The organism is Nocardia sp. NPDC127579 (assembly GCF_042672005.1).
Taxonomy (GTDB): domain Bacteria; phylum Actinomycetota; class Actinomycetes; order Mycobacteriales; family Mycobacteriaceae; genus Nocardia.
This window is the reverse complement of the sequence record NZ_JBHXVZ010000001.1, coordinates 1,131,651-1,153,163: the sequence shown is the minus strand read 5'-3', so window position 1 is coordinate 1,153,163 and position 21,513 is coordinate 1,131,651. Positions and strand designations below refer to the sequence as shown.

Genomic DNA, 21,513 nt, shown 5'->3' with positions numbered 1-21,513 from the left:
CCAAGGAAGGAAACACTCCACATGACCACAGAGGCCTACATTTACGAGGCCATCCGCACCCCGCGCGGACGCGGCAAGAAGAACGGTTCGCTGCACTCGGTCAAGCCGATCGACCTGACCGTGGGTCTGATCCAGGAGCTGCGGAACCGTTTCCCCAACCTCGACGAGGACCAGATCTCCGACCTGATCCTGGGTGTGGTGAGCCCGGTCGGCGACCAGGGCATGGACATCGCCCGCACCGCCGTCACCGTGGCCGGTCTGCCGGACACTGTCGGTGGCTTCCAGCTCAACCGCTTCTGCGCCTCCGGCCTCGAGGCCGTCAACCTGGCCGCGCAGAAGGTCCGCTCCGGCTTCGACGACCTGGTGATCGCCGGTGGCGTCGAGTCGATGTCCCGCGTGGCCATGGGCTCCGACGGTGGCGCCTGGGCCCTGGACCCGGCCACCAACTACGACACCTACTTCGTGCCGCAGGGTGTCTCCGCCGACCTGATCGCGACCATCGAGGGCTTCACCCGCGATGACGTCGACGCCTACGCCGTGCGCTCGCAGGAGCTGGCCGCCGCGGCCACCACCGGCGGCTACTTCGCCAAGTCGATCGTGCCGGTCAAGGATCAGAACGGCCTGGTCGTGCTGGACAACGACGAGCACATGCGTCCCGGCACCACCGCCGCCGACCTGGGCAAGCTGAACCCGTCCTTCGCCATGGTCGGCGAGATGGGCGGCTTCGACGCGGTGGCGCTGCAGAAGTACCACTTCGTGGAGAAGATCAACCACGTGCACCACGGCGGCAACAGCTCGGGCATCGTCGACGGCGCCGCGCTGGTGCTGATCGGCTCCGAGGCGGCCGGTAAGGCCTCGGGCCTGACCCCGCGTGCCCGCGTCGTCGCGACCGCGACCTCCGGCGCCGACTCCACCATCATGCTGACCGGTCCGACCCCGGCCGCCAAGAAGGCGCTGGCCAAGGCGGGTCTGTCGATCGAGGACATGGACCTGGTCGAGATCAACGAGGCGTTCGCCTCCGTCGTGCTGAAGTTCCAGAAGGACCTGAACGTCCCGGACGAGAAGCTGAACGTCAACGGCGGCGCCATCGCGATGGGCCACCCGCTGGGCGCCACCGGCGCGATGATCACCGGCACCATGGTCGACGAGCTGGAGCGCCGCAATGGCCGCTACGCGCTGATCACCCTGTGCATCGGCGGCGGCATGGGCGTCGCGACCATCATCGAGCGCGTCTAACCCCAACCGACCCGCGGTGTGAGCTCAGCGCCCGGAGGAGGCAGCGCAGCGTAACCACGCAGGGCGTAGTGAACACCGCGAATAGGTACAGACTTTCACAAGGAGACAAAGAGCTGTGACCGAAAACAACATGATCGGTTGGGAGCAGGATTCGGACGGCATCGTCGTGTTGACGATGGACGACCCGAACCAGGGCGCCAACACGATGAACGAGCTGTACAAGAACTCGATGACCGCCACCGTCGAGCGTCTGGAAGCCGAGAAGGACAGCATCGCCGGTGTCGTGCTGACCTCCGCGAAGAAGACCTTCTTCGCCGGCGGCGACCTGAAGAACATGATGAAGGTCGGCCCGGAAGACGGCCAGGGCCTGATGGACGAGCTGGGCAACATCAAGGGCGCGCTGCGCCGCCTGGAGCAGCTGGGCAAGCCGGTCGTGGCCGCCATCAACGGCGCCGCGCTGGGCGGTGGCCTGGAGATCTGTCTGGCGACCCACTACCGCATCGCGGCCGACGTGCGTGGCCTGAAGATCGGCCTGCCCGAGGTGAAGCTGGGCCTGCTGCCCGCCGGCGGCGGTGTCACCCGCACCGTGCGGATGTTCGGTCTGCAGAACGCGCTGATGCAGATCCTGCTGCAGGGCAACGAGTTCAACGCCACCAAGGCCAAGGAAGTCGGCCTGGTCAACGAGGTCGTCGGCTCGATCGAGGAACTGGTCCCCGCGGCCAAGGCGTGGATCAAGGCGAACCCGGACAAGGGTGTGCAGCCCTGGGATGTCAAGGGCTACAAGATCCCCGGCGGCACCCCGTCCACCCCGGCCTTCGCGGCGAACCTGCCCGCGTTCCCGGCCAACCTGCGCAAGCAGATCAAGGGCGCGAACATGCCGGCCCCGCGGGCGATCATGTCCGCCGCGGTCGAGGGCGCGCAGGTCGACTTCGACAACGCGTCGCTGATCGAGTCCCGCTACTTCGTGCACCTGCTGACCGGCCCGGTCGCGAAGAACATGATCCAGGCGTTCTTCTTCGACCTGCAGTCGATCAACAACGGCGGCTCCCGTCCGAAGGATGTCCCGAAGAAGGACATCAAGAAGATCGGTGTCCTCGGCGCCGGCATGATGGGCGCGGGCATCGCCTACGTCTCCGCCAAGGCGGGCTACGAGGTCGTGCTGAAGGACGTCACCATCGAGGCGGCCGAGCGCGGCAAGAACTACTCCGAGAAGATCGAGGCCAAGGCCCTTTCCCGCGGTAAGACCACCGAGGAGAAGTCCAAGGCGCTGCTGGATCGGATCAAGCCGTCCGCGGACGCGGCCGATTTCGCCGGTGTCGATTTCGTGATCGAGGCCGTCTTCGAGAACACCGAGCTCAAGCACAAGGTGTTCCAGGAGATCGAGGACATCGTCGACGCGGACGCCCTGCTGGGCTCCAACACCTCCACCCTGCCGATCACCGGTCTCGCGACCGGCGTGAAGCGCCAGGAGGACTTCATCGGTATCCACTTCTTCTCGCCGGTCGACAAGATGCCGCTGGTGGAGATCATCCGCGGTGAGAAGACCTCCGACGAGGCGCTGGCCCGGGTGTTCGACTACACCCTCGCGATCAAGAAGACCCCGATCGTGGTGAACGACAGCCGCGGCTTCTTCACCTCGCGCGTCATCGGCACCTTCGTCAACGAGGCGATCGCCATGCTGGGTGAGGGCATCGACCCCTCCACCATCGAGCAGGCGGGCCAGCAGGCGGGCTACCCGGCCGCGCCGCTGCAGCTCTCGGATGAGCTGAACATGAAGCTCATGCTGAAGATCGCCAAGGAGACCGAGGAGGCGATCGCGCGTGGCGATGCCGCCATGGGCAAGAAGCGTCACCCGGCGATCGACGTGATCGAGTACCTGGTGGGCGAGGGTCGTCCGGGCCGCCTGGAGAAGGCCGGCTTCTACGAGTACGACGAGAACGGCAAGCGCACCGGCCTGTGGCCGGGCCTGCGTGAGCACTTCAAGTCGACCACCGGCTTCGGTGTGCCGATCCAGGATCTGATCGACCGCATGCTGTTCATCGAGGCGATCGAGACTCAGAAGTGCTTCGACGAGGGTGTGCTGATCACCACCGCCGACGCCAACATCGGTTCGATCTTCGGTATCGGCTACCCGGCCTGGACCGGTGGCGTGCACCAGTTCATCGTGGGCTACCCCGGCGGCCAGGCGGGCTTCGTGGCCCGGGCCGACGAGCTGGCCGCGAAGTACGGTGAGCGTTTCCAGGTTCCGGCGTCGCTGCGCTGATCCTGCGGTAGTACTGCGGCTGAGCCCGCCGGCACGATTCGTGCCGGCGGGCTTCGTCGTTTCGCGGGTTCGGCCAACTACTCGTCGGTATCCCGCTCGAGTTTTGTAGCAACTCAACAGTTTTCGTCTAGTTACCCGATTTCCTTGACCCTCTCGATCCTGAACGCATATGGTTCACAAACGCGTTTATAACAGAACAGTAACGCCGGTCTCTTACTGTTCGTCCATATCGATGAGGGAGAACAACAGTGGGTATTCGTGCCCTTTGTACGGCCGGTGCTGCTCTCGGGGTCGCGCTGGCGATCCTGCCCGCCGCGACGGCGTCCGCGCACGGCTATGTGTTCGGCCCGGCCAGTCGTCAAGCCCAATGCGCCGCGGGGGCCGTGTCCTGCGGACCGGTGTCCTATGAACCGCAAAGCGTGGAAGGCGCCAAGGGGCAGCGTAATTGCAGCGCTGGTCTGGCGAACTTCAAGGAACTCGATGACGACAGCAAGCCGTGGACGGTTCATGAGGTCAGCGGCGCGGTCGATTTCACGTGGACGCTGACCGCGCTGCATCGCACCGCGAGCTATGAGTACTACATCGGCGACAAGCGCGTCGGTTTCGTAGACGAGGGGAACGCGGTCCCCGATTCGAAGACTCAGACGCACCGGATCGACCTGTCGGGGTTCAGTGGCAAGCAGAAGTTGCTGGCCATCTGGAACATCGGTGATACGGCGAATGCCTTCTATTCGTGTGTCGATCTGAATATCGGCGGCGGCGGTTCGACGCCTACCAGTACGGCCCCCGCGCCGACCACGAGCGCACCCGCGCCTACCACCACCACTGCGCCGCCCACCACGACCGCGCCGCCGAGCACTCCGGTGACGACCCAGCCGAATCCGTCCGGCCGCGTCTGGGCGCCGCACGACACCTTCGCGATCGGCGACGAGGCGATCTATCAGGGTAAGAAGTATCGGTGCCTGCAAGCGCATACCGCGCACGATCCGAACTGGACGCCCGCCGCCACTCCGGCTCTCTGGCAGCCGATCTGATCGGCCGCCGACCGAATCGGAGCCCGCTCTCGCGCTGGCGAGGGCGGGCTTTTCGTCACCGGCCGCGCAGTTCCTCGGTGGCCTGGTAGTAGGCGTCGGCGGCGCGCTCGAAGTAGTCGAAGAGCGCCGCGAGTTGTTCGGGGCCGTATCCGTCGAAGATCTCGCCTACCGCCTGCCGGGCCGGTGCCAGCACTGTATCCAATTCCTCTGGGGCGCTGATCAATTCGACGGTCACCTTGCGTCGATCGCCGGGGACCGGCACGCGGCGCACGTAGCCCGCGTCTTCCAGCCGGTCGATCAGGCGGGTGGTGGGTCCGGTGGTGAGCCCGCTGCGCGCGCCCAATTCGCCCGGGGTGAGCGGCCCGGACAGTTCCAGGATGTTCAGCGCGTACAGGTCGGTCGCGCCCAGGCCGACCGCGCGGGCTCCGGCCTGGCCGTGCATGACGACGGCGCTCAGGTAGCGCCGGTACACCTCACTCGGCGTTGACATGAGACCTCTCCTCTCATAATCTCTTCCTAAAGGAAGAGACTTCTTAGAAGAAGAAAGCTCCTCCGCGCAGAAATTTACCATGGAGGACGCCGTGACCAGCACCGAACCGCACGACATCACCGCGATCCGGGCCGTCTTCGACGCCATGTACGCGGCCTGGGCGAGCGGAGACGCCGACGCCTACGGCGCCCTGTTCACCGAGGACGCCACCTACACCGCGTTCTTCGGCGCCCAGTACCGCGGCCGTGCCGACATCGTGGAATCGCACCGGGCCCTGCTGCGCACCTTCCTGAAGGGCACCGAGCTCGCGGGCGAACTGGTCGACATCCGGCTGGTGACCCCGGACGTCGCGGTGGTCATCGGCCGTGGTGACACCTACAAGGGGCGGCGGCCCGAGCGGCTCACCAAGGTGCAGACCTACATGCTGGTCCGCCGGGACGGCCGCTGGCTGATCACCGCGTTCCACAACACCAGGCGCCACCGGATCCTGGAATTCATCACGTTCCGGACCACGCCCGGCGCCCGCCCGGCCGCCGCACGCTGAACGGCGGGCCCGGCGCGCGACGCCGAAAACAACGGCGAGCGAACGCGAAGCCGAGTGGAAACGACACTGCCCCGATTCTCCACCCGTCCACCGGGTTACCGCGCTACGTTGGAATAAGCGCAGACAATACGGACACGCCGGGGCGCCTGCGGTGAGTCCGATGTCGGCGCTGGGCACGATCGCCGATGTCGCCGATTCGATGTGAGTTCGAGGTGGTCACATGGATCCACAGTCGCATTCGGGCGCAGGGGAACCCGGGGCGGGGGAGGCCGCCGATCCGGTAATTCGCAAGCCTACCGATACCCAGCGGATCGAGCCGATCGCGGTCGCCGACGAGCTCGCCGCCATGGGACTGGCGGGGGCCGTCGAGGTCGGTCGCGGTGGGTTCGGTGTGGTGTATCGCTGTCTGCAGATCGCGTTGGAGCGGGTGGTCGCCGTCAAGGTGCTCTCCTCGGAGATCGATGCCGAGAGCCGGGAACGTTTCCTGCGCGAGGAACAGGCCATGGGCCGCCTGTCCGGGCACCCGAATATCGTCGACATCCTCCAGGTCGACGTCACGGCCAGTGGGTTGCCGATCATTGTGATGCCCTTCTGCACCCATGGCTCCCTGGAGCAGCTCATTCGCGACCGTGGCCCGCTGACCTGGTCGGATTCCTTGCGCGCGGGGGTGAAGCTGGCCGGTGCGATCGAGAGTGCGCACCGGGCCGGGATCCTGCACCGGGATGTGAAACCGGCGAACGTGCTGCTCAGCGCCTACGGTGAACCGCAGCTCACCGATTTCGGAATCGCCCGTATCCCCGGTGGTTTCCGCACCTCGAGCAGCCTGATCACCGGGTCGCCCGCGTTCACCGCGCCCGAGGTGCTCAAGGGCGACGAGCCGACCGTTCGCTCCGATGTCTACAGTCTCGGCGCCACCCTGTTCGCGCTGCTCACCGGGCACGCGGCCTTCGAACGGCAGGCGGGGGAGAAGGTGGTCGCGCAGTTCCTGCGGATCACCACCCAGCCTGTGCCCGACCTGCGCGACCAGGACATTCCCGCCGATGTGGCGGCGGCGATCGAGCAGGCCATGTCCATCGAACCGCAGCAGCGGCCCGCCTCGGCCTTCGAGTTCGGCGAGTTGCTCCGTGGCGTGCAGCGGGCGCACGACATGCTGCCCGACGAGATGGCGCTCCTCGACCCCGCGGTCCTGCTCGACGAGATCGACCGCGCGACAGGCGAATCCACGCATCCGGCACCGGCGGCCCGGCCCACGTTCACCCGGCGCAGCTGGCCGCTGACGCTGCGCCCGGCGGTATCGCAGCATTCCGGCGGCGCGGTGGGCCCGACGTTGCCGCCGACCGCGGCGACCAAGTTCCGGCCGCCCACACCCGCGCGCGAGCCGATGCTGCGGCCCCGGCTGCTGGACACGCTGCGCGCGGGCGGGGACCGGCGGCTCGCGGTCGTTCACGCGCCCGCCGGGTTCGGCAAGTCGACCGTGGCCGCGCAGTGGCGCACCGAGCTGGCCGCGCGCGGGGTGCCGGTCGCCTGGCTCAGCATCGGCCGCGACGACGACAACGAGGTCTGGTTCCTGGCGCATCTGATCGAGGCGATCCGCCGGGTCCGGCCCGATATCGGGACCGGGCTGGATCAGGTGCTCGAGGAGCGCCCCGTCGACGCCGTCGCCTACGTGGTCGCCACGCTCATCGACGAGATCCACGGCAGCGGCGAGACCATCGTGGTGATCGTCGACGACTGGCATCGGGTCGAGGACCCGGGCGCGCACCGGGTGATGGATTCGTTACTGGACAACGGCTGTCACCATCTGCGTTTCGTGGTCACCAGTCGCGAGCAGTCCGGGCTGCCGACCAGCCGGATGCGGGTGCACGACGAACTGGTCGAAATCGGATCGAACGCGCTGCGCCTGACCCTCGACGAGACGCGCGCGGTGCTGGTGGACCGGCACGACTTCGCGCTCGGCGACACCCAGATCGAGCAGATCCAGACCGCCACCGACGGCTGGCCGGCCGCCATCCAGCTGGTCGGGCTCGCGCTGCGCGGCAATGCCGACGCCGATCAGCTGATCGCCACGCTCTGCGAAGGCACGCACGGGATCCGGGAGTATCTCGCGGAGAACGTGCTCGACACGCTCGAGCCGCGCATGCTGGACTTCCTCACCGCCATCTCGGTGACCGAGAAGACCTGCGGCTCACTGGCTTCCGCGCTGTCGGAGGACAGCGAGGGCGAACTGCTGCTGGCTCAGGCCGAGCAGCGTGAGCTGTTCCTGCAGCGCAGCCCGCACGACCCGGAGTGGTTCCGGATGCAGCCGCTGTTCGCCGAGCATCTGCGCGCTCGGCTGGAACAGACCGACCCGGGCCGGCTGAAGTCGCTGCACCGCAGGGCATCCTGGTGGTTCGCCGAGCATCAGCAGCTGCGCAAGTCGGTCGATCACGCGCTCGCGGCCACGGACCTGAAGCTGGCGCTGGATCTGCTCGAGGGCGGCGGCATGGACCTGATCGACGGGTCCCGCCTGGCGACGCTGCTCGGCACCGTATCGAAACTGCCGGTGCAGCAGGTGTCCTCGCGCTCCAAACTGCTGATGGCGGTGGCCCGGGCGAATGTGAACCTGCAGCAGTCCGGTGCGGCGCGGACCGCGTTGGGCCGGTTGTCCAGCATTCTGGCGCGCGGGTCGGCGACCGACGCGGACGTGGCCCGGCAGCGGTGCGAGGCGGCGGTGCTGTCGGCGTCGGATCAGGTCGCGGGCGATCACACCGAGGGCGTGCTGGACCGGGTCGCGGTGTGCCTGGAGCATCCCGAGGACCTGCCCGCCTGGACGGTGTCGACCGCGGCGAATCTGACCTCCTTCGTCCGCCTGTGCGATTTCGATTTCGACGGTGCCGCCGAGATCCAGGAGTGGGCGCGGCCGTACCACGAGCGGTCCAAGGATCCGCTGGGCACGGTGTTCGGTCTGTGCTCGCAGGGCGCCGCCGCCTACGAGCAGCTCGAGATCCCGACCGCGCTGCGGCACTTCCAGCAGGCCTGGGACACCGCGCGGGAGCAGGCCGGGCCGCGCTCGCACGCGGTGCGGGTGGCCGCGGCACTGCTCGGCGAATTGACCTACCGCCGTGGCGATCTGGACGCGGCGGACCGGTTGCTCGACGCCAGCCATCAGCTGGTCACCCGGGTCGGCCCGGTCGACTTCCTGATCTCCACCTTCGTGGTCGGCGCGCGCGTGAAGGCGGTGCGCGGTGATCTGTACACGGCCGCGGCACGGCTGGACGAGGGCGCGCGGATCGCCGAGGACGGCCGGTTGACCCGGTTGGCCGCGCATATCCGCGCCGAACGCCTCCGGCTCGGCCTGCCCGTGGGCGCGGGCGACGGGCTCGGCGAGCCGGATCGGATCGGCGCCATCCATCATTCGCACCGGCTGCGCGGCGCGGCGGCACTGACGGCGGAGGCGGAGGAGATCGCCGCCATTCGCGGGCTGCTCGCCCAGCGTCAGCTGCGCTCCGACGACACCGCGGTGCGCCGGGCCCGCGCGCTGCACGGCCGGATGGCCGAACAGCATCGTCCCCGTGCGGAATTGGATACCGCGCTGCTGCTGGCCGAGTGCCTGGCGGCTTCCGGCTGGGTGGGTGAGGCCACCGGTCTGCTGTTGCCCGCGGCCGCCACCTGCGCCGAACTCGGCTGGACCCGGCCCCTGCTGGACGCGGGGCCGGGTGTCGTCGCCATTCTGCGGGTGCTGCGCACCGACATGCATCAGCCGCCGAATCAGTCCGAGGACATCACGCTGCCCGCACTGTTCCTGGCCGAGCTGCTCGACTGAGCGCTAGGCCGTCCACCAGGGGCGCAGCGGCAGCCCGGATTCGCCGTTCGGGGGCAGCTTGACGCCCAGCACCTGGTGCAGCTGAACCACATTGCGCTGGAAGCCCAGGCGGCAGCCGGCCATGTACAGGCCCCACACCTTCGCGGTGCCCTCGCCGACCTCGGCCACGCAGGCGTCCCAGTTCGCGACCAGGTTCTTGCACCATTCGTGCAGGGTGAGGGCGTAGTGCTCGCGCAGGTTCTCCTCGTGCAGCACCTCGAGGCCGATATTCTGGATCTCGGAGATGATCCGCCCGGATCCGATCAGCTCCCCGTCGGGGAACACGTACCGGTCGATGAAATCGCCCGCCTTGGTGGTGCGGGAATTGTCGGGGCGGGTGATGCAGTGGTTGAGGAACAGGCCGCCGTCGCGCAGCTTGCTCTTGATGAACTCGAAGTAGTACGGGTAGTTGTGCACGCCGATGTGCTCGGTCAGGCCGATCGAGGAGACCGCGTCGAATTCGCCCTCGGGGATATCGCGGTAATCCGAATGCCGCACCTCCGCCAGGTCGGACAGGCCCTCTTCGGCGATCTTGCGCTGCGCCCATTCCGCCTGTTCGGCCGACAGGGTCGCGCCGATCACCTCGACCCCGCGCCGGGCCGCGTAGCGCACCATGCCGCCCCAGCCGCAGCCGATATCGAGCAGCCGGTCACCTGCCTTCAGTCGTAATTTGTCGAAGACGAGGCGGTATTTGTTCTCCTGGGCCTGCTCGAGGGTCCAGTTCTCGTCCTGGTAGACCGCACAGGTGTAGGTCATGGACGGGCCGAGCACGTACTCGTAGAAGGTGTTCGAGACGTCGTAGTGGTGGTGGATGGCCTCGGCATCGCGAGTCTTGCTGTGCCGCAGCCCTTCCAGTGCGATCCGGCGCCAGCGCGGCAGAGTTTCCTGCGGGGGCGGGGCGACCGGTTTCAGGCGTTCCCAGCCCAGCGAGCGGGCGATGGTGACCAGCGCCAGCGCGGACGGACGATGGAATTTCAGGCTGTCCAGCGCCTTCAGGATCTCGTACGGGTCGCCGGGGTGGACGCCCTCGGCGACCATATCGCCGGAGATGTAGGCGCGGGCCATCCCGAGATCGCCGGGCGCGGTGGCCAGGTAGTTGATGCCGCGCGCGGTTTTGACGTCGAGGGTGAACTTCGAATCCTCGGGACCGGTCGCACTGCCGTCATACGCGGTGAACCGGATCGGCATCGGGCCGTCGATCAGGGTCTCGAAGATTTCCGCAATGCTGAGTTTGGTTCCGAGATCCGCGAGGACATCGGAACGGTCCTTGAATGTCGTCATTTGCGTTGCACCGCCTTCGAATACAAATCCAGCAGTCGCTGGTCTGGGTCGTAGCGTTTCTTCAGTTCGGTGTAGTGTTCGCCGCCGTAGAGGGCGGCGAACTCTTCCTGGTCATAGAAAGCATCGGAGTACAGCGACTTATGCCCGTCGAACTCGGTCACCTTGTGTTCGATGGCGCGGTTGGCCGCGCCTTCGGGCTGTCCGGGCACGGTGGGCACCGCGGACCAGAATCCGGCGTTGACGTAGGTGCGGTTGGGTTGCAGCGGGTAGAGCGGCCAGGGGCGTTCGGTGGTGCCTTCCGGGGCGGCGTCGCGTAACCGCAGGGGGCACAGCCAGATCGGCTCGATCGGAATATCGCGCAGGAACCAGTCGACGAAATCGGCCGTACGTTCGACCGGCACCTCGATGTCCTGCACCACGCGCTCGCGAGGCGGATTGCCCTGCCGCGCTTCCATTTTGTCGCCGATGCGGTATTTGTGGTCGAGCGCGACGAGTTTCCAGTAGAAACTGCTGCGGCGGTAGCGCTTCGGCCAGAATTTCCGGATCCGCGGGTTCTGGGCGCCGAAGGCCCGGGAGCACCAGAACCAGTCGGTGTCCCAGCGCCACAGGTAGTCGTGAATGGTCAGCCGATCGGTCTTTATGCCCGATTCGTGCTGGATGGATCGGTAGTAGATATCCATCCCGGTGTAGTCGCTGACCGGGCCGGGTGTATCGGTCCGACGCCCCAACGTCAGATAGCTTTCCTCGGCGGTGAACACCACCCCGTCCAGATAGTCGACGGGTTCACCGTCATAGGACTTCTCGGTGACGATCCGGGCCAGCACCGATTCCAGCTCGCGCAGATCGTGGAAACGCACGTGCCGCAGGGCGACGAACGGCTGCACCGACTCCAATTCGATTTTCAGTCGCACGCTGTAGCCGAGCGTTCCGTACGAGTTCGGGAAACCGCGGAACAGTTCGGCGTGCTCGTTGTCCGGGGTCGCGGTGATGATCTCGCCCGCACCGGTGAGCACATCCATTTCCAGGACCGATTCGTGCGGCAGGCCATTGCGGAACGAGGTGGATTCGATGCCGAGCCCGGTGACCGCGCCACCCAGTGTGATGGTCTTGAGTTGCGGCACGACCAGCGGCGCGAGGCCGTAGGGGAGCGTGGCGGCGACCAGATCCTCGTAGGTGGTCATGCCCGCGACGTCGGCGGTCTCGGCCTCCGGATCGACCTGGATGACCTTCGCGAGACCGGAGACATCCAGCCCGGGCGCGGGGTTTTTCGCTCGGGCGCGGAACAGATTCGATGTCTTCTTGGCCAGCCGCACGTCGGCGTCGGCGGGGATGGCGCGATAGCTCGCCAGGAGCCGGTCCACACCCGCCTGATGTGCTGCGAAACCCGATTCGTTCAGACTCACTGCCACCCTTCGACGCTAGTACGCACGATGGCCGACAGCCACGGAAAGCTGTCGACGGGCAAGAAATGTCACGCATATGTTGCACCGGGAATGTTTTCGACTTCCCACCGGTTCACCGAACCTGTTCGGAGCCTGCCCTGAACGCCGGGTTACGAGGGCGGCAGGGCAGGATGGAGTCCGGTCATCGCAGCCGGACGCGGCGCGAGCTCGAGGCCCGGAGGCGGTAGCGAAGCGTAACCACGCAGGGCCTAGCGAACGCCGCAAATTGATACAGAGGAGCTCATTGTGGGACAGGTCAGCGCCAGCAGTTCGATCGTCGTCGCGGCGGACGCACAGCGTGTGCTCGACGCCATCGCGGACTACAAGACGGTGCGCCCGCGCATCCTCAGCTCGCACTACCGCGATTACCAGGTGCTCGAGGGCGGCGTCGGCGCGGGCACCGTGGCCGAGTGGACCTTGCAGGCCACCGATACCCGCTCGCGCGATGTGCGGGCCGTGGTCTCGGTCGCCGATTCCATCGTGACCGAACGGGACAAGAACTCCTCCATGGTCAACACCTGGACGGTGACCCCCGATGGCTCCGGCGCCCAGGTCACACTGCGCACCACCTGGCAGGGCGCGGGCGGGGTCAAGGGCATCTTCGAGGGCATCTTCGCCCCGCTCGGACTGAAGAAGATCCAGGCCGAGGTGCTGGCGAACCTGAAGCGCGAAATCGGCTGACGTCAGCCCGATACCGCCGAAGGGCTAGGCTCGGCGGCAGACATTTCCCCGACGCGAAGGACGAAGCCGTGCAACCCGGTGGTCAGTTCGATATGCAGCAATTACTCGCCCAGGCGCAGCAGATGCAGCAGGCGGTGATGGAGGCGCAGGCCGAGATCGCGGCGTCGGAGGTCGAGGGGCAGGCTGGAAATGGCCTGGTCAAGGCCCAGATCAAGGCAACCGGCGAGGTGGTCTCGCTGACCATCGACCCGAAGGTCGTCGATCCCGAGGACGTCGAGGGTCTGCAAGATCTGGTGATCGGCGCGATCAACGACGCCATGGCCAACGCGCAGCACCTCGCGGCCGAGAAGCTCGGCCCGCTTTCCGGCGGCATGGGCGGCGGCATCCCCGGCCTCCCCGGATTCTGAGGTAACCGTTGTACGAGGGTCCGGTCCAGGATCTGATCGACGAACTGGGCAAACTGCCCGGCGTCGGGCCGAAGAGCGCCCAGCGCATCGCCTTTCACCTGCTGTCGGTGGAGCCGCCGGATATCGACCGGCTCACCGCCGCGCTGCAGAAGGTGCGTGACGGCGTGCAGTTCTGCGTGGTCTGCGGCACCGTCGCCGACAACGAGCTGTGCCGGATCTGCGCCGACCCGCGCCGCGACCGCACCATGATCTGCGTGGTCGAGGAGCCCAAGGATGTGCAGGCCATCGAGCGCACCCGCGAATTCCGCGGTCGCTACCACGTGCTCGGTGGCGCGCTGGACCCGCTCAGCGGTGTCGGCCCGGATCAGCTCCGGATCCGGGAACTGTTGGCGCGCATCGGAAATCAGCAGGACGGCGTCGACGTCAGCGAGGTGATCATCGCGACCGACCCGAATACCGAGGGCGAGGCGACGGCCACCTATCTGGTGCGCATGCTCCGCGATTTCCCGGGCCTGACCGTGACGCGGCTGGCCTCGGGCCTGCCGATGGGCGGCGATCTGGAGTTCGCGGACGAGTTGACCCTGGGCCGGGCGCTCTCCGGTCGCCGCGCCCTCTGAACAGATTGTTCAGCAATACCTTCCAGGGTTGCGCTGTCGCCCGATCGCGTTACTGTGCCGGTGGTGAGCCTCGAATTCCTGCTGACCACACTGGTCATCTGCGCGACACCGGGCACCGGAGTGCTCTTCACACTGGCGGCGGGCCTGTCCCGGGGCACCCGCGCCAGTGTGATCGCGGCCTTCGGCTGCACGCTCGGCACCGTCCCGCACATGCTGGCCGCCATCACCGGCCTGGCCGCGCTGCTCAACGCCAGCGCCGTCGCGTTCCAGACATTGAAATACCTCGGTGTGCTCTATCTGCTGTACATGGCGTGGAACACCTTCCGGGACAAGGGCGCGCTGGCCGTCCCGGAACAAAACGGTGCGCAGGCGCCTTCGGTGCGGCAGGTGATCACCTCCGCGATCCTGCTGAACATCCTGAACCCCAAGCTGACGATCTTCTTCTTCGCCTTCCTGCCCCAGTTCGTGCCCGCCGGTTCACCCAACGGCCTGGTCCGGATGCTGGAGCTGTCCGGCATTTTCATGCTCGCGACTTTCCTGGTGTTCGCCGTGTACGGCGCGTTCGCGGCCGCGGTGCGCAACCACGTCATCACGCGGCCGGTGGTCGTCACCTGGATGCGGCGGGTGTTCGGAGCCTCGTTCATCGCCCTGGCCGGGCGACTGGCGGTGCAGAACCAGTAGGTCAGAGCTTGACGCGGGTCCAGTCCGCCGGGCGCGGGGTCTCGGTGGCCCAGGCCCAGATCAGCGCGGCGACCTCGGCCGGGTCGGCGGTGTCCAGTCGGAAATGCCGTTTCGCGGAGCCGTCCCGGTATTCGACGACGTAACCGTCATCGAGGCGATAGGTCTGGATGTAGTGTTCCGGCGCGCGTTCGGCGATCAGGAACGGAGCCGGATCGGCCAGCTCCGGAATCCACTGGGCCAGAAGGCTTTCGGTGAGATAGGGGAACTCGCCGGCGCCGCCGTGGGTGACGGCGACCTCGACCCGGCCGGCCGGGTCGACCAGCCAGGCCAGCTGCGGGTCGTAGAGGGCGTAGCCCCGGGGCGTGGCCAGCTCGAACAGCAGGTTGCGCACGAAACCGATGGCGTCGTACGGGCTGGAGACATGCAGTACCGCGCCCGACGGTGCGCCGCCCACGGACTCGGTACCGAGGAAGGTGTCGGCGGCGGGCAATTCGGAATTGCGCTTGTTCAGTTCCGCGGCGATCGTGGCGACGGTTTCGGTCTCGGTGCGCCCCTGCTGCGTGCTCAGATACTCGTCGACATCGGCGATGGTGGCAGCGCCGGATGGCAGCAGCAGGAGATCGTAGTTCACTTGTTCAGACTACGGGCAGCTTTCGACGCGTGGTCCGCGGCGCAGACGCAGCCGCCCGCGATAACGGTGCAGTCGACGACGAAGTCGTGCCGGGCGTGGCTCGGATCAGCGCAGCTGTCGTCGGTGCATTCGGGTCGTTGCACAGTGTGCAGGATCAGGGTTCCGTGACAATGGTCGATCGTGGAAGCGCAGGAATGGCAAGTCGATAGTCGCATCGGTGACCTCCTGGGCGAGATCGGGTATTGCTACGGTCCTATCACCGTGCGCGATCCGGACGTGGGACCTCCGCTGTGTGTCGCGAGTCCGAAACCCTTTCAGGCGCGCAGGCGCTCCCGGCGCAACTGCTCGACTTCGGGCAACCGCAACGGTTCCAGGTCGGCAACGCCCAGCGCGCGCGCCAGCAGCAGATCCGCCAGCTCCGGATTGCGGGCCAGCGCCGGACCGTGCATGTAGGTGCCGATCACCGAACCCTGCACCACGCCTTCCAATCCGTCGCCGACGCCGTTGCCGACCCCGCGGGTGACCCGGGCCAGGCCGGTGGCATCCGGGCCGAGCGTGGTTCCGCCGCGGTGGTTCTCGAATCCGGTGAGCGCGGCGGTGAGACCGCTCAGCTGCGGTGTGGTCGTCACCTCACCGATGGCACGCACCGCCTGCGGCGCGGTGGTGACATCGATCAGGCCGACACCTTCCACTCGCTCACCGCTCGAGGTCTCGTACCAGTGGCCGAGCACCTGGATGGCGGCGCAGATCGCCAGGACCGGCGCGCCTTTGGCGGCGGCCCGCTGCAGGCCGGGATAGCGCTGCAGGTGCCGGGTGGCCAGGCGTTGCGCCGAATCCTCCGCGCCGCCCAGGGTGTAGATGTCCAGCGACTCGGGTACCGGTTCGGCCAGGGTGATCTCGACGATCTCGGCGTCGTGGCCGCGCATGCGCAGCCGCTGCCGCAGCACCAGCGCGTTGCCGCCGTCACCGTAGGTGCCCATCACATCCGGCAGGACCAGGCCGATCCGCACGGTCGAGTCAGCGGTCATTTGCGCGCCTCCAGGTCGCGGTTCAGGTCGCGGAACGCGGTGTAGTTGGCCAGCACCTCGACATGCCCGGGCGGGCAGGAGGCGATGGCGCGCAGCGGATCCGGCACCGTGGTGTGCTCGACGCCGGCGTAGGTCAGGCGCACCGCGAGATCGGTGGCGCGCTCACCGGCGGCCACCACCTGCACGCCCTCGAAATGCTCGAATCGCACATCCCACAGCCAGGACAGGTCCTCGCCGTCGGGCACCTGCCCGTTCACCGCGATCACCAGGCCCGCCGAGCCGGGCTCGATCATGGACAGTGCCTCCTGCCAACCGGCCGGATTCTTGGCCAGCAGCAACCGGGCCTCGTGCGCGCCGACCTGGACCGTGCGATAGCGGCCCGCGATCTCGCGCACCGTCCCGGCCGCCTCGGCGGCCTTGGCCGGTTCGGCGCCCAGCGCGACCGCCGCGGCGACCGCCTGGGCGGCATTGCCCCGGTTCGCGCGGCCGGGCAGCGCGAGCGTCAACGGCAGGCGAATTCCGTCCGGGCCGAGCAGGTCATCGCCGTCCAGCCACCAATCCGGTTGCGGGCGTTCGAAATCCGTACCGGTACTCCGCCAGTGCTTACCCACCCCGTCGGCTTCGCCTCCTGCCGTCCCCGAGTGCTGACCTTCCCAGACGATCGGCTCACCGCTGCGCGGGCAGCTGGTCGCATCGACCGCCCAGCCGCTGCCCGCGGCCACCCACACCACCTTCGGATGGTCGTAGGCGATGGAGGTGATCAGCACGTCGTCACAGTTGGCGATGACCACGGTGTCGGGATGCCGGGCCAGGCCCGCTCGCAGCTTCCGCTCGATCATATTGATCTCGCCGACCCGGTCCAGCTGGTCGCGGCTGAGATTCAACAGCACCACCGCCGCGGGGTTCAGCGAATCGGTGACGTGCGGCAGATGCAACTCGTCGACCTCGATCGCGGCCAGGGCCACACCCTGGTGCGCGCTCAGCGCCGCGACGATTCCCGCGTCCATGTTCGCGCCGTCGGCCTGGGTGGCGACCCGGCCGAGCGTGCCGAGCGCGGCGGTGGTCATCCGGGTGGTGGTCGACTTGCCGTTCGTGCCGGTGACCAGCACCGTGCGCCGGCCCCGGCCGAGCTGGTCCATGATGGTCGGATCGATCTTCAGCGCGATCAGCCCGCCGATCATCGACCCCTTGCCCCGACCGGCCTGCTGCGAAGCCCACGACGCGGCCGCCGCAGCTCGCAGGGCGATCCGCCCACGCACCGTTATGTCTGCCACGGGGCGAGTCTATGAGGTGCGGTGGTGTGACGTCGCACGCGGCGCGAGCTCAGCGCCCGGAGGCGGCAGCGGAGCGTGACCACGGAGGGCGTTGCGAGGGCCGCAAATAGATACCGCGCCGGTGTCAGCTTTGGTAGAGCTTGGTTTCGTAATTCGCCGGGGCGTAATGCCGCTCGAGTTCCTCGACGGTTTCGGTGACCTCCGGCTGGAGTTCCTTGACCAGTTGCGCGGGCGAGGGCAGGTCGCTGACCGGCCACCGCTGCGGATCCCAGAGATTGCTGCGCAGGAACGCTTTCGCGCAGTGGAAGAAGATCTGCTCGATATCGACCTCGACGGCGAGGATCGGCCGATGCCCGCGTACCACCATGTCGTCGAAGTAGGCGGCCTCGCGCACCAGGCGGGCCCGGCCGTTGACTCGAAGCGTCTCGGTGCGGCCCGGGACCAGGAAGATCAGGCCCACATGGGGATTGCTCAGGATGTTCAGGTAGCCGTCGGCGCGGCGGTTACCCGGACGTTCCGGAATGGCCAGGGTGTGATCGTCGATGACGTGGACGAAACCCGCCGGGTCGCCTTTCGGGGAGGCATCGCAGTTCCCGTCGGCGTCGCTGGTGGCCAGGACGAGGAACGGGGAGGCGGCGATCCAGTCGCGGTCCCTGCGATGCAGGGCCACCCGTTCCTTGCTGACGGCGCGGGGTACCGGGTCGCCCAGCAGGCGGCGCAGGTCCGCCGGGTCGGTGATCTCGTTCGTATTCGTGATCTCGCCCATAGGTCATTGAAGCATCGGAACACCTACGCGAGCAGCCGAATTCCGGTCGGTGAGCCGACGATCACAGCCGGGTGTCGAAGAAGTTCGGCAGCCCGGCCGCGTAGCGGTCCGCGTCCATGCGGCGCAGCGGCTCCAGTTCCGGCGCGCGGTACAGCGTGAACTTGCGGCAGCGCTCCGAGTTCGAGCCCGCCACGTCCAGCAGCGCGTTCACCGCGGCCCGGGCCGACTCGTTGGCGCCCTCCATGGTCGCCAGATCGACATTGGTGCGCACGTAATCGCCTGCCAGGAACAGGTTTTCGAGATCACCGTGGGTTTCCGGCCGGTGCTGATAGGAGCCCGCGGTGTTGATCAGCAGCGGATCGGCGTTGCTGTTGCGGCCGTTGTGCCAGGTGATGGCCGGGTCCAGGAACCAGGAGTGCAGCGCGTCGTCGCGCAGCGCGTCACCGACGTGCGCCTTCATCTGCGCCCACACCTCGCGGGCGATCTCCTGGTGGGTGCATTCCTTGGCGGGCTTGCCGTACAGCACGCCCGGGGTGTTCCAGTCCGAGATGTCCACCGACAGGCAGTCCTGCGCCGAACCGTCGCCGAAGCCGGTGAGTTTCGAGGTCCACAGCTGGTTCTGGCTGATCGAGGTCAGTGACCACGGTGCGTCCACATAGGCGGTGTGGCCGCGGGAAATGGTCGCCGGTTCGCGCAGATAGAACTGGATACCGGTCATCCAATCCACGAAGAGCTGATCCATGGCGGCCAATTCGGGCCGCACCGCGAGCACGTCGGGCGACCACAGGGTGCATGCCTGTTCGGCGGACAGCGCGACCACGAAATAGTCGGCCTCGACAGTGCGCTGCGTGCCGCCGGACACGATCCGGGCCGCCGAGATCCGCCGATCCCGGACCTCGAGCCCGCGCACCTCCGCGCCGAGCTCGAACCGCACACCCAGCTCGGACAGCCGCCGAGTCCAGGGATCGATCCAGGCGGCATTGGTGGGGCCGTTCAGCACTCGGTCCAGGGCGCCGTCATTGCCGACCTCGAGCGGATTGCCCAGGAACTGCTCGCCCATGGTGCCGATGGTGCGCACGCTGGCGATGTCCTCCTTGGCCGCGACCATGATGCTGGTCAGCGCACGCGAGATGAGCGCGCGGAACTCGTGCGAGCGGCGATGCCCGCCGACATAGTCGAACCAGGACATGTGCTCCCACTGCCCGATGCGGCGGGCGTCGGAGCTGGTGTTGAACACCAGTAGCCGGTTGGCGAAGAACAGGCCCTCGGCCGGGGGCAGTTTCAGCGTGGTGGACACCGCGGCGCCGACGGTTTCCAGGAAGGCCTCGGGGGTGGTGGCGACCGCGACATGGCGGCCCAGCGGTAGATGGAAATCGTCGCCGCCGCGCCGGGCGAAGCGGGCCTCGGGGACGGCGATCAGGTTGTTCCACACGCCCTGGGCGTTGCCCGCGAACGGAATCCGGCGCATGGTATCCGGAATGTGCTGGTAGAAGCCGGGAAAGAAGCGGAAGCCGTGCTCGCCGGGTAGGTCGGGTCTACCGCCGGAACCGGTGCCCGGCACCGGAATGCTGCGGGCCTTGCCGCCGAGGGCTCTGCGTTCGTAGACGGTGACCTGGAAGCCGCGTTCGGCCAATTCGTGCGCCGCGGTCAATCCGGCGACGCCGCCGCCGAACACCGCGACCCGTGGGCCACCGGGATTCGCCCCGGCCCGGCCCATCGCGCCGGTTGCCGAGACCACCCCCGCCGCCGCGGCACCGCGCAGTATCGAGCGTCGTGAAACGGTCCATCGGTGTTCTGCCATTGAGCTTCTTCGCTGCCTAGACTGTGCCGCCACTACGTCCCCCGCCGCACCACTGTAAAGCGGCGTTGTCAACCGCTCGTGGGCCACCCACCCCCATCACCGCAGACTCGGCGGTCCTGGGGGATGGAGCGGGAAGTGCGGCCGACCGGGGCGGGTAAACGCAGCGCTCCGGCCGATCTGGAGGTACGGCGGAAGACTACCGGCAGAACTCGCCCGGATGAGGTGGTTTCCGGCAGACCGAGATCGATCGGCTACTTGTCGCCGGGGCCGGTCCACTGCTGCGCGGCGGACCCCGCACACGGTCGCAGCGCGGTGTAGTCCTCGATCACTGTGAGGCAGCGTTCGGTGGCCCGGTTGGTGATCGGCCCGTTGGGCACGCGCGCCCACTCCTGCGCGGGCGAGCCGTCACAGGCGGCGGCTTCGACCTCGGCGGAACCGGTGGCGGTCAGGCAGGTGAAATCGGCGCGCAAGGTGCGATCGGCGGCGGCGACCCAGGCCTGATTACGTTTTCGATCGCAGCCGCCGACCCCGGCGCTCGACGCGCCCGCGGTGAGGCACCGGCCATCGGGGGTGGTGATCCGGTCGCCGACCGAGTTGCCGATGCCGAGCCGGTGGGTGCTGTCCTGGCCGGTGTCGTCGGAGCCGACGGTGACCTCCACCTGCTTCGGGCAGCTGCCACTGATCTTCGATTCGGTCACCGCACCGGTGACGCTGCCCGCGTTGGCCCGCGGCACCTCGAAGCGCGCCACCGAATACGGCTCGTCCAGGCAGGTCGCGGCGCGATTGTTCCAGTCCCAGTAGTCGACCCAGTTGGTCAGGCTGTCGGGCTTGATGGTCGCTCCGGAGTCGACCTTGATGCTGCCGATGGTCATGGTCTTGCGATCGGTCGTGTCCTCGACCCGGGCCTGGTACCAGCCGTCGCCGTCGGGTAGCAGATGGAACAGGTACAGGTGATCGCGGGCGAAGCGCTTGTCGATGCGGCAGCTGCGGCCCGGCAGCCCGTCGGCGTCGGTGAGGCAGGTGGCGCCGTCCTTGCCCGGTCGCGCGTCCGCGGCGCCCCACACCGTGAAGACGAACATGCCGCGGCCGTCGGCGTGTGCCTGCATGCCGGTGTAGCCGTTGTGCGAGGTGAAGCCGAACTGATTGGACCAGAAGACATTTCCGCGTCCGGGATCGGTGCTGACGGTCATGCCGAAGGTGACGTCGGTCAGCGGCTCGCCGCCCATCCGATAGAACACGGAGCTGCTGGGAGTGGCGCCACGTTCGCCGCTCGGTGGTTCCGCGATCCGCTGCGGTGGCTGCGGTGCCTGCGCCAGCCGGGCCGGGCGCGGTTGCGGCGGCGCCGGTTCGGGGGCGGCGCACGCCCCGGTCGCCAGGACCAGGAGCGCCGTCGCGAGACCGGCGCGGTGCCGCGTGGCCGGAATCCGTTCGAGCATCGCGCTGCCTTCCAGGTCGGGGAACGAGGAGTCGCGTGATGTTAAACCGCTATCACCCTA

At 67.7% G+C, this 21,513-nt stretch carries 19 protein-coding genes; 9 read left to right on the top strand and 10 right to left on the bottom strand.

All coding sequences use genetic code 11. The features are described from left to right. The first annotated feature begins 21 nt into the window (after nucleotides 1–21). The 3 genes from ACFVMC_RS04830 to ACFVMC_RS04820 all read left to right on the top strand — a co-directional run bounded on the left by ACFVMC_RS04830 (nucleotide 22) and on the right by ACFVMC_RS04820 (nucleotide 4,533). Complete coding sequence (locus tag ACFVMC_RS04830; RefSeq protein WP_379206895.1) at nucleotides 22–1,236, top strand: acetyl-CoA C-acetyltransferase; 1,215 nt, start codon at nucleotides 22–24, stop codon at nucleotides 1,234–1,236. 115 nt (nucleotides 1,237–1,351) lie between these two features. Next, a complete protein-coding gene (locus ACFVMC_RS04825) occupies nucleotides 1,352–3,499 on the top strand; it encodes a 3-hydroxyacyl-CoA dehydrogenase NAD-binding domain-containing protein (RefSeq protein WP_379206894.1) in 2,148 nt (715 codons plus the stop codon). Nucleotides 3,500–3,747: 248 nt separating this feature from the next. Then, entirely contained in the window at nucleotides 3,748–4,533 is a 786-nt protein-coding gene (locus ACFVMC_RS04820; protein ID WP_379206892.1) for a lytic polysaccharide monooxygenase, read from the top strand. A gap of 55 nt (nucleotides 4,534–4,588) precedes the next feature. Here the strand turns inward: ACFVMC_RS04820 and ACFVMC_RS04815 are convergent, their stop codons facing one another. Then, a complete protein-coding gene (locus ACFVMC_RS04815) occupies nucleotides 4,589–5,023 on the bottom strand; it encodes a MarR family winged helix-turn-helix transcriptional regulator (protein ID WP_379206890.1) in 435 nt (144 codons plus the stop codon). A gap of 91 nt (nucleotides 5,024–5,114) precedes the next feature. On the opposite strand from ACFVMC_RS04815, the gene ACFVMC_RS04810 reads away from it, so the two are divergent. Continuing rightward, nucleotides 5,115–5,567, top strand: coding sequence for an SgcJ/EcaC family oxidoreductase (locus ACFVMC_RS04810; RefSeq protein WP_379206888.1), 453 nt, complete (start codon nucleotides 5,115–5,117; stop codon nucleotides 5,565–5,567). A gap of 220 nt (nucleotides 5,568–5,787) precedes the next feature. Beyond that, the gene (locus ACFVMC_RS04805) at nucleotides 5,788–9,369 is read left to right on the top strand and encodes a protein kinase (RefSeq protein WP_379206886.1); all 3,582 of its coding nucleotides are present in this window, start codon (nucleotides 5,788–5,790) and stop codon (nucleotides 9,367–9,369) included. A gap of 3 nt (nucleotides 9,370–9,372) precedes the next feature. On the opposite strand, the gene ACFVMC_RS04800 is transcribed toward ACFVMC_RS04805, so the two are convergent. Together ACFVMC_RS04800 and ACFVMC_RS04795 are read right to left on the bottom strand one after the other, a co-directional pair. Further along, on the bottom strand, nucleotides 9,373–10,689 hold the full coding sequence (locus ACFVMC_RS04800; protein ID WP_379206884.1) for a class I SAM-dependent methyltransferase: 1,317 nt from the start codon (nucleotides 10,687–10,689) through the stop codon (nucleotides 9,373–9,375). After that, complete coding sequence (locus tag ACFVMC_RS04795; protein ID WP_379206883.1) at nucleotides 10,686–12,098, bottom strand: FAD-binding oxidoreductase; 1,413 nt, start codon at nucleotides 12,096–12,098, stop codon at nucleotides 10,686–10,688. Before ACFVMC_RS04795 ends, ACFVMC_RS04800 begins: the two co-directional genes overlap by 4 nt. A gap of 279 nt (nucleotides 12,099–12,377) precedes the next feature. Between ACFVMC_RS04795 and ACFVMC_RS04790 the strand changes: the two genes are divergently transcribed. The 4 genes from ACFVMC_RS04790 to ACFVMC_RS04775 all read left to right on the top strand — a co-directional run bounded on the left by ACFVMC_RS04790 (nucleotide 12,378) and on the right by ACFVMC_RS04775 (nucleotide 14,517). Next, nucleotides 12,378–12,812, top strand: coding sequence for an SRPBCC family protein (locus ACFVMC_RS04790; RefSeq protein ID WP_379206882.1), 435 nt, complete (start codon nucleotides 12,378–12,380; stop codon nucleotides 12,810–12,812). 68 nt (nucleotides 12,813–12,880) lie between these two features. Next, nucleotides 12,881–13,219: a YbaB/EbfC family nucleoid-associated protein gene (locus ACFVMC_RS04785; protein WP_379206880.1), complete on the top strand. Its 339-nt coding sequence runs from the start codon at nucleotides 12,881–12,883 to the stop codon at nucleotides 13,217–13,219. 8 nt (nucleotides 13,220–13,227) lie between these two features. Then, nucleotides 13,228–13,836 carry a recombination mediator RecR gene (recR, locus tag ACFVMC_RS04780; RefSeq protein WP_379206878.1) on the top strand — a complete coding sequence of 203 codons (609 nt, stop codon included), beginning with the start codon at nucleotides 13,228–13,230 and terminating at the stop codon, nucleotides 13,834–13,836. Between the two features lie 63 nt (nucleotides 13,837–13,899). Further along, nucleotides 13,900–14,517, top strand: a complete 618-nt coding sequence (locus ACFVMC_RS04775; RefSeq protein ID WP_379206876.1) for a LysE family translocator — start codon at nucleotides 13,900–13,902, stop codon at nucleotides 14,515–14,517. A gap of 1 nt (nucleotide 14,518) precedes the next feature. Here ACFVMC_RS04775 and ACFVMC_RS04770 read toward each other — a convergent pair whose 3' ends face one another. The 7 genes from ACFVMC_RS04770 to ACFVMC_RS04740 form a co-directional block, all read right to left on the bottom strand. Continuing rightward, nucleotides 14,519–15,148 (bottom strand): hypothetical protein, encoded by a 630-nt coding sequence (locus tag ACFVMC_RS04770; RefSeq protein ID WP_379206875.1) that lies wholly within the window; start codon nucleotides 15,146–15,148, stop codon nucleotides 14,519–14,521. After that, nucleotides 15,145–15,291, bottom strand: a complete 147-nt coding sequence (locus ACFVMC_RS04765) for a hypothetical protein (protein WP_379206873.1) — start codon at nucleotides 15,289–15,291, stop codon at nucleotides 15,145–15,147. Before ACFVMC_RS04765 ends, ACFVMC_RS04770 begins: the two co-directional genes overlap by 4 nt. Nucleotides 15,292–15,462: 171 nt before the next feature. Continuing rightward, a complete protein-coding gene (locus ACFVMC_RS04760; RefSeq protein ID WP_379206872.1) occupies nucleotides 15,463–16,176 on the bottom strand; it encodes a type 1 glutamine amidotransferase in 714 nt (237 codons plus the stop codon). Next, on the bottom strand, nucleotides 16,173–17,450 hold the full coding sequence (locus tag ACFVMC_RS04755) for a MurT ligase domain-containing protein (RefSeq protein ID WP_379206870.1): 1,278 nt from the start codon (nucleotides 17,448–17,450) through the stop codon (nucleotides 16,173–16,175). The genes ACFVMC_RS04760 and ACFVMC_RS04755 overlap by 4 nt, the downstream gene beginning before the upstream one ends. Before the next feature lie 124 nt (nucleotides 17,451–17,574). After that, nucleotides 17,575–18,216, bottom strand: a complete 642-nt coding sequence (locus ACFVMC_RS04750) for a pyridoxamine 5'-phosphate oxidase family protein (protein ID WP_379206868.1) — start codon at nucleotides 18,214–18,216, stop codon at nucleotides 17,575–17,577. Between the two features lie 61 nt (nucleotides 18,217–18,277). After that, the gene (locus ACFVMC_RS04745; RefSeq protein ID WP_379206867.1) at nucleotides 18,278–20,017 is read right to left on the bottom strand and encodes an FAD-dependent oxidoreductase; all 1,740 of its coding nucleotides are present in this window, start codon (nucleotides 20,015–20,017) and stop codon (nucleotides 18,278–18,280) included. A gap of 251 nt (nucleotides 20,018–20,268) precedes the next feature. Continuing rightward, nucleotides 20,269–21,453 (bottom strand): RICIN domain-containing protein, encoded by a 1,185-nt coding sequence (locus ACFVMC_RS04740; RefSeq protein ID WP_379206865.1) that lies wholly within the window; start codon nucleotides 21,451–21,453, stop codon nucleotides 20,269–20,271. Nucleotides 21,454–21,513 lie beyond the last annotated feature (60 nt).

What these genes read in the sequence shown, in the direction of transcription:
- ACFVMC_RS04800 (WP_379206884.1), bottom strand. Translation starts at nt 10,689, where the DNA reads ATGACGACATTCAAGGACCGTTCCGATGTCCTCGCGGATCTCGGAACC.
- ACFVMC_RS04760 (WP_379206872.1), bottom strand. Translation starts at nt 16,176, where the DNA reads ATGACCGCTGACTCGACCGTGCGGATCGGCCTGGTCCTGCCGGATGTG.
- ACFVMC_RS04745 (WP_379206867.1), bottom strand. Translation starts at nt 20,017, where the DNA reads ATGGCAGAACACCGATGGACCGTTTCACGACGCTCGATACTGCGCGGT.
- ACFVMC_RS04830 (WP_379206895.1), top strand. Translation starts at nt 22, where the DNA reads ATGACCACAGAGGCCTACATTTACGAGGCCATCCGCACCCCGCGCGGA.
- ACFVMC_RS04750 (WP_379206868.1), bottom strand. Translation starts at nt 18,216, where the DNA reads ATGGGCGAGATCACGAATACGAACGAGATCACCGACCCGGCGGACCTG.
- ACFVMC_RS04740 (WP_379206865.1), bottom strand. Translation starts at nt 21,453, where the DNA reads ATGCTCGAACGGATTCCGGCCACGCGGCACCGCGCCGGTCTCGCGACG.
- ACFVMC_RS04805 (WP_379206886.1), top strand. Translation starts at nt 5,788, where the DNA reads ATGGATCCACAGTCGCATTCGGGCGCAGGGGAACCCGGGGCGGGGGAG.
- ACFVMC_RS04815 (WP_379206890.1), bottom strand. Translation starts at nt 5,023, where the DNA reads ATGTCAACGCCGAGTGAGGTGTACCGGCGCTACCTGAGCGCCGTCGTC.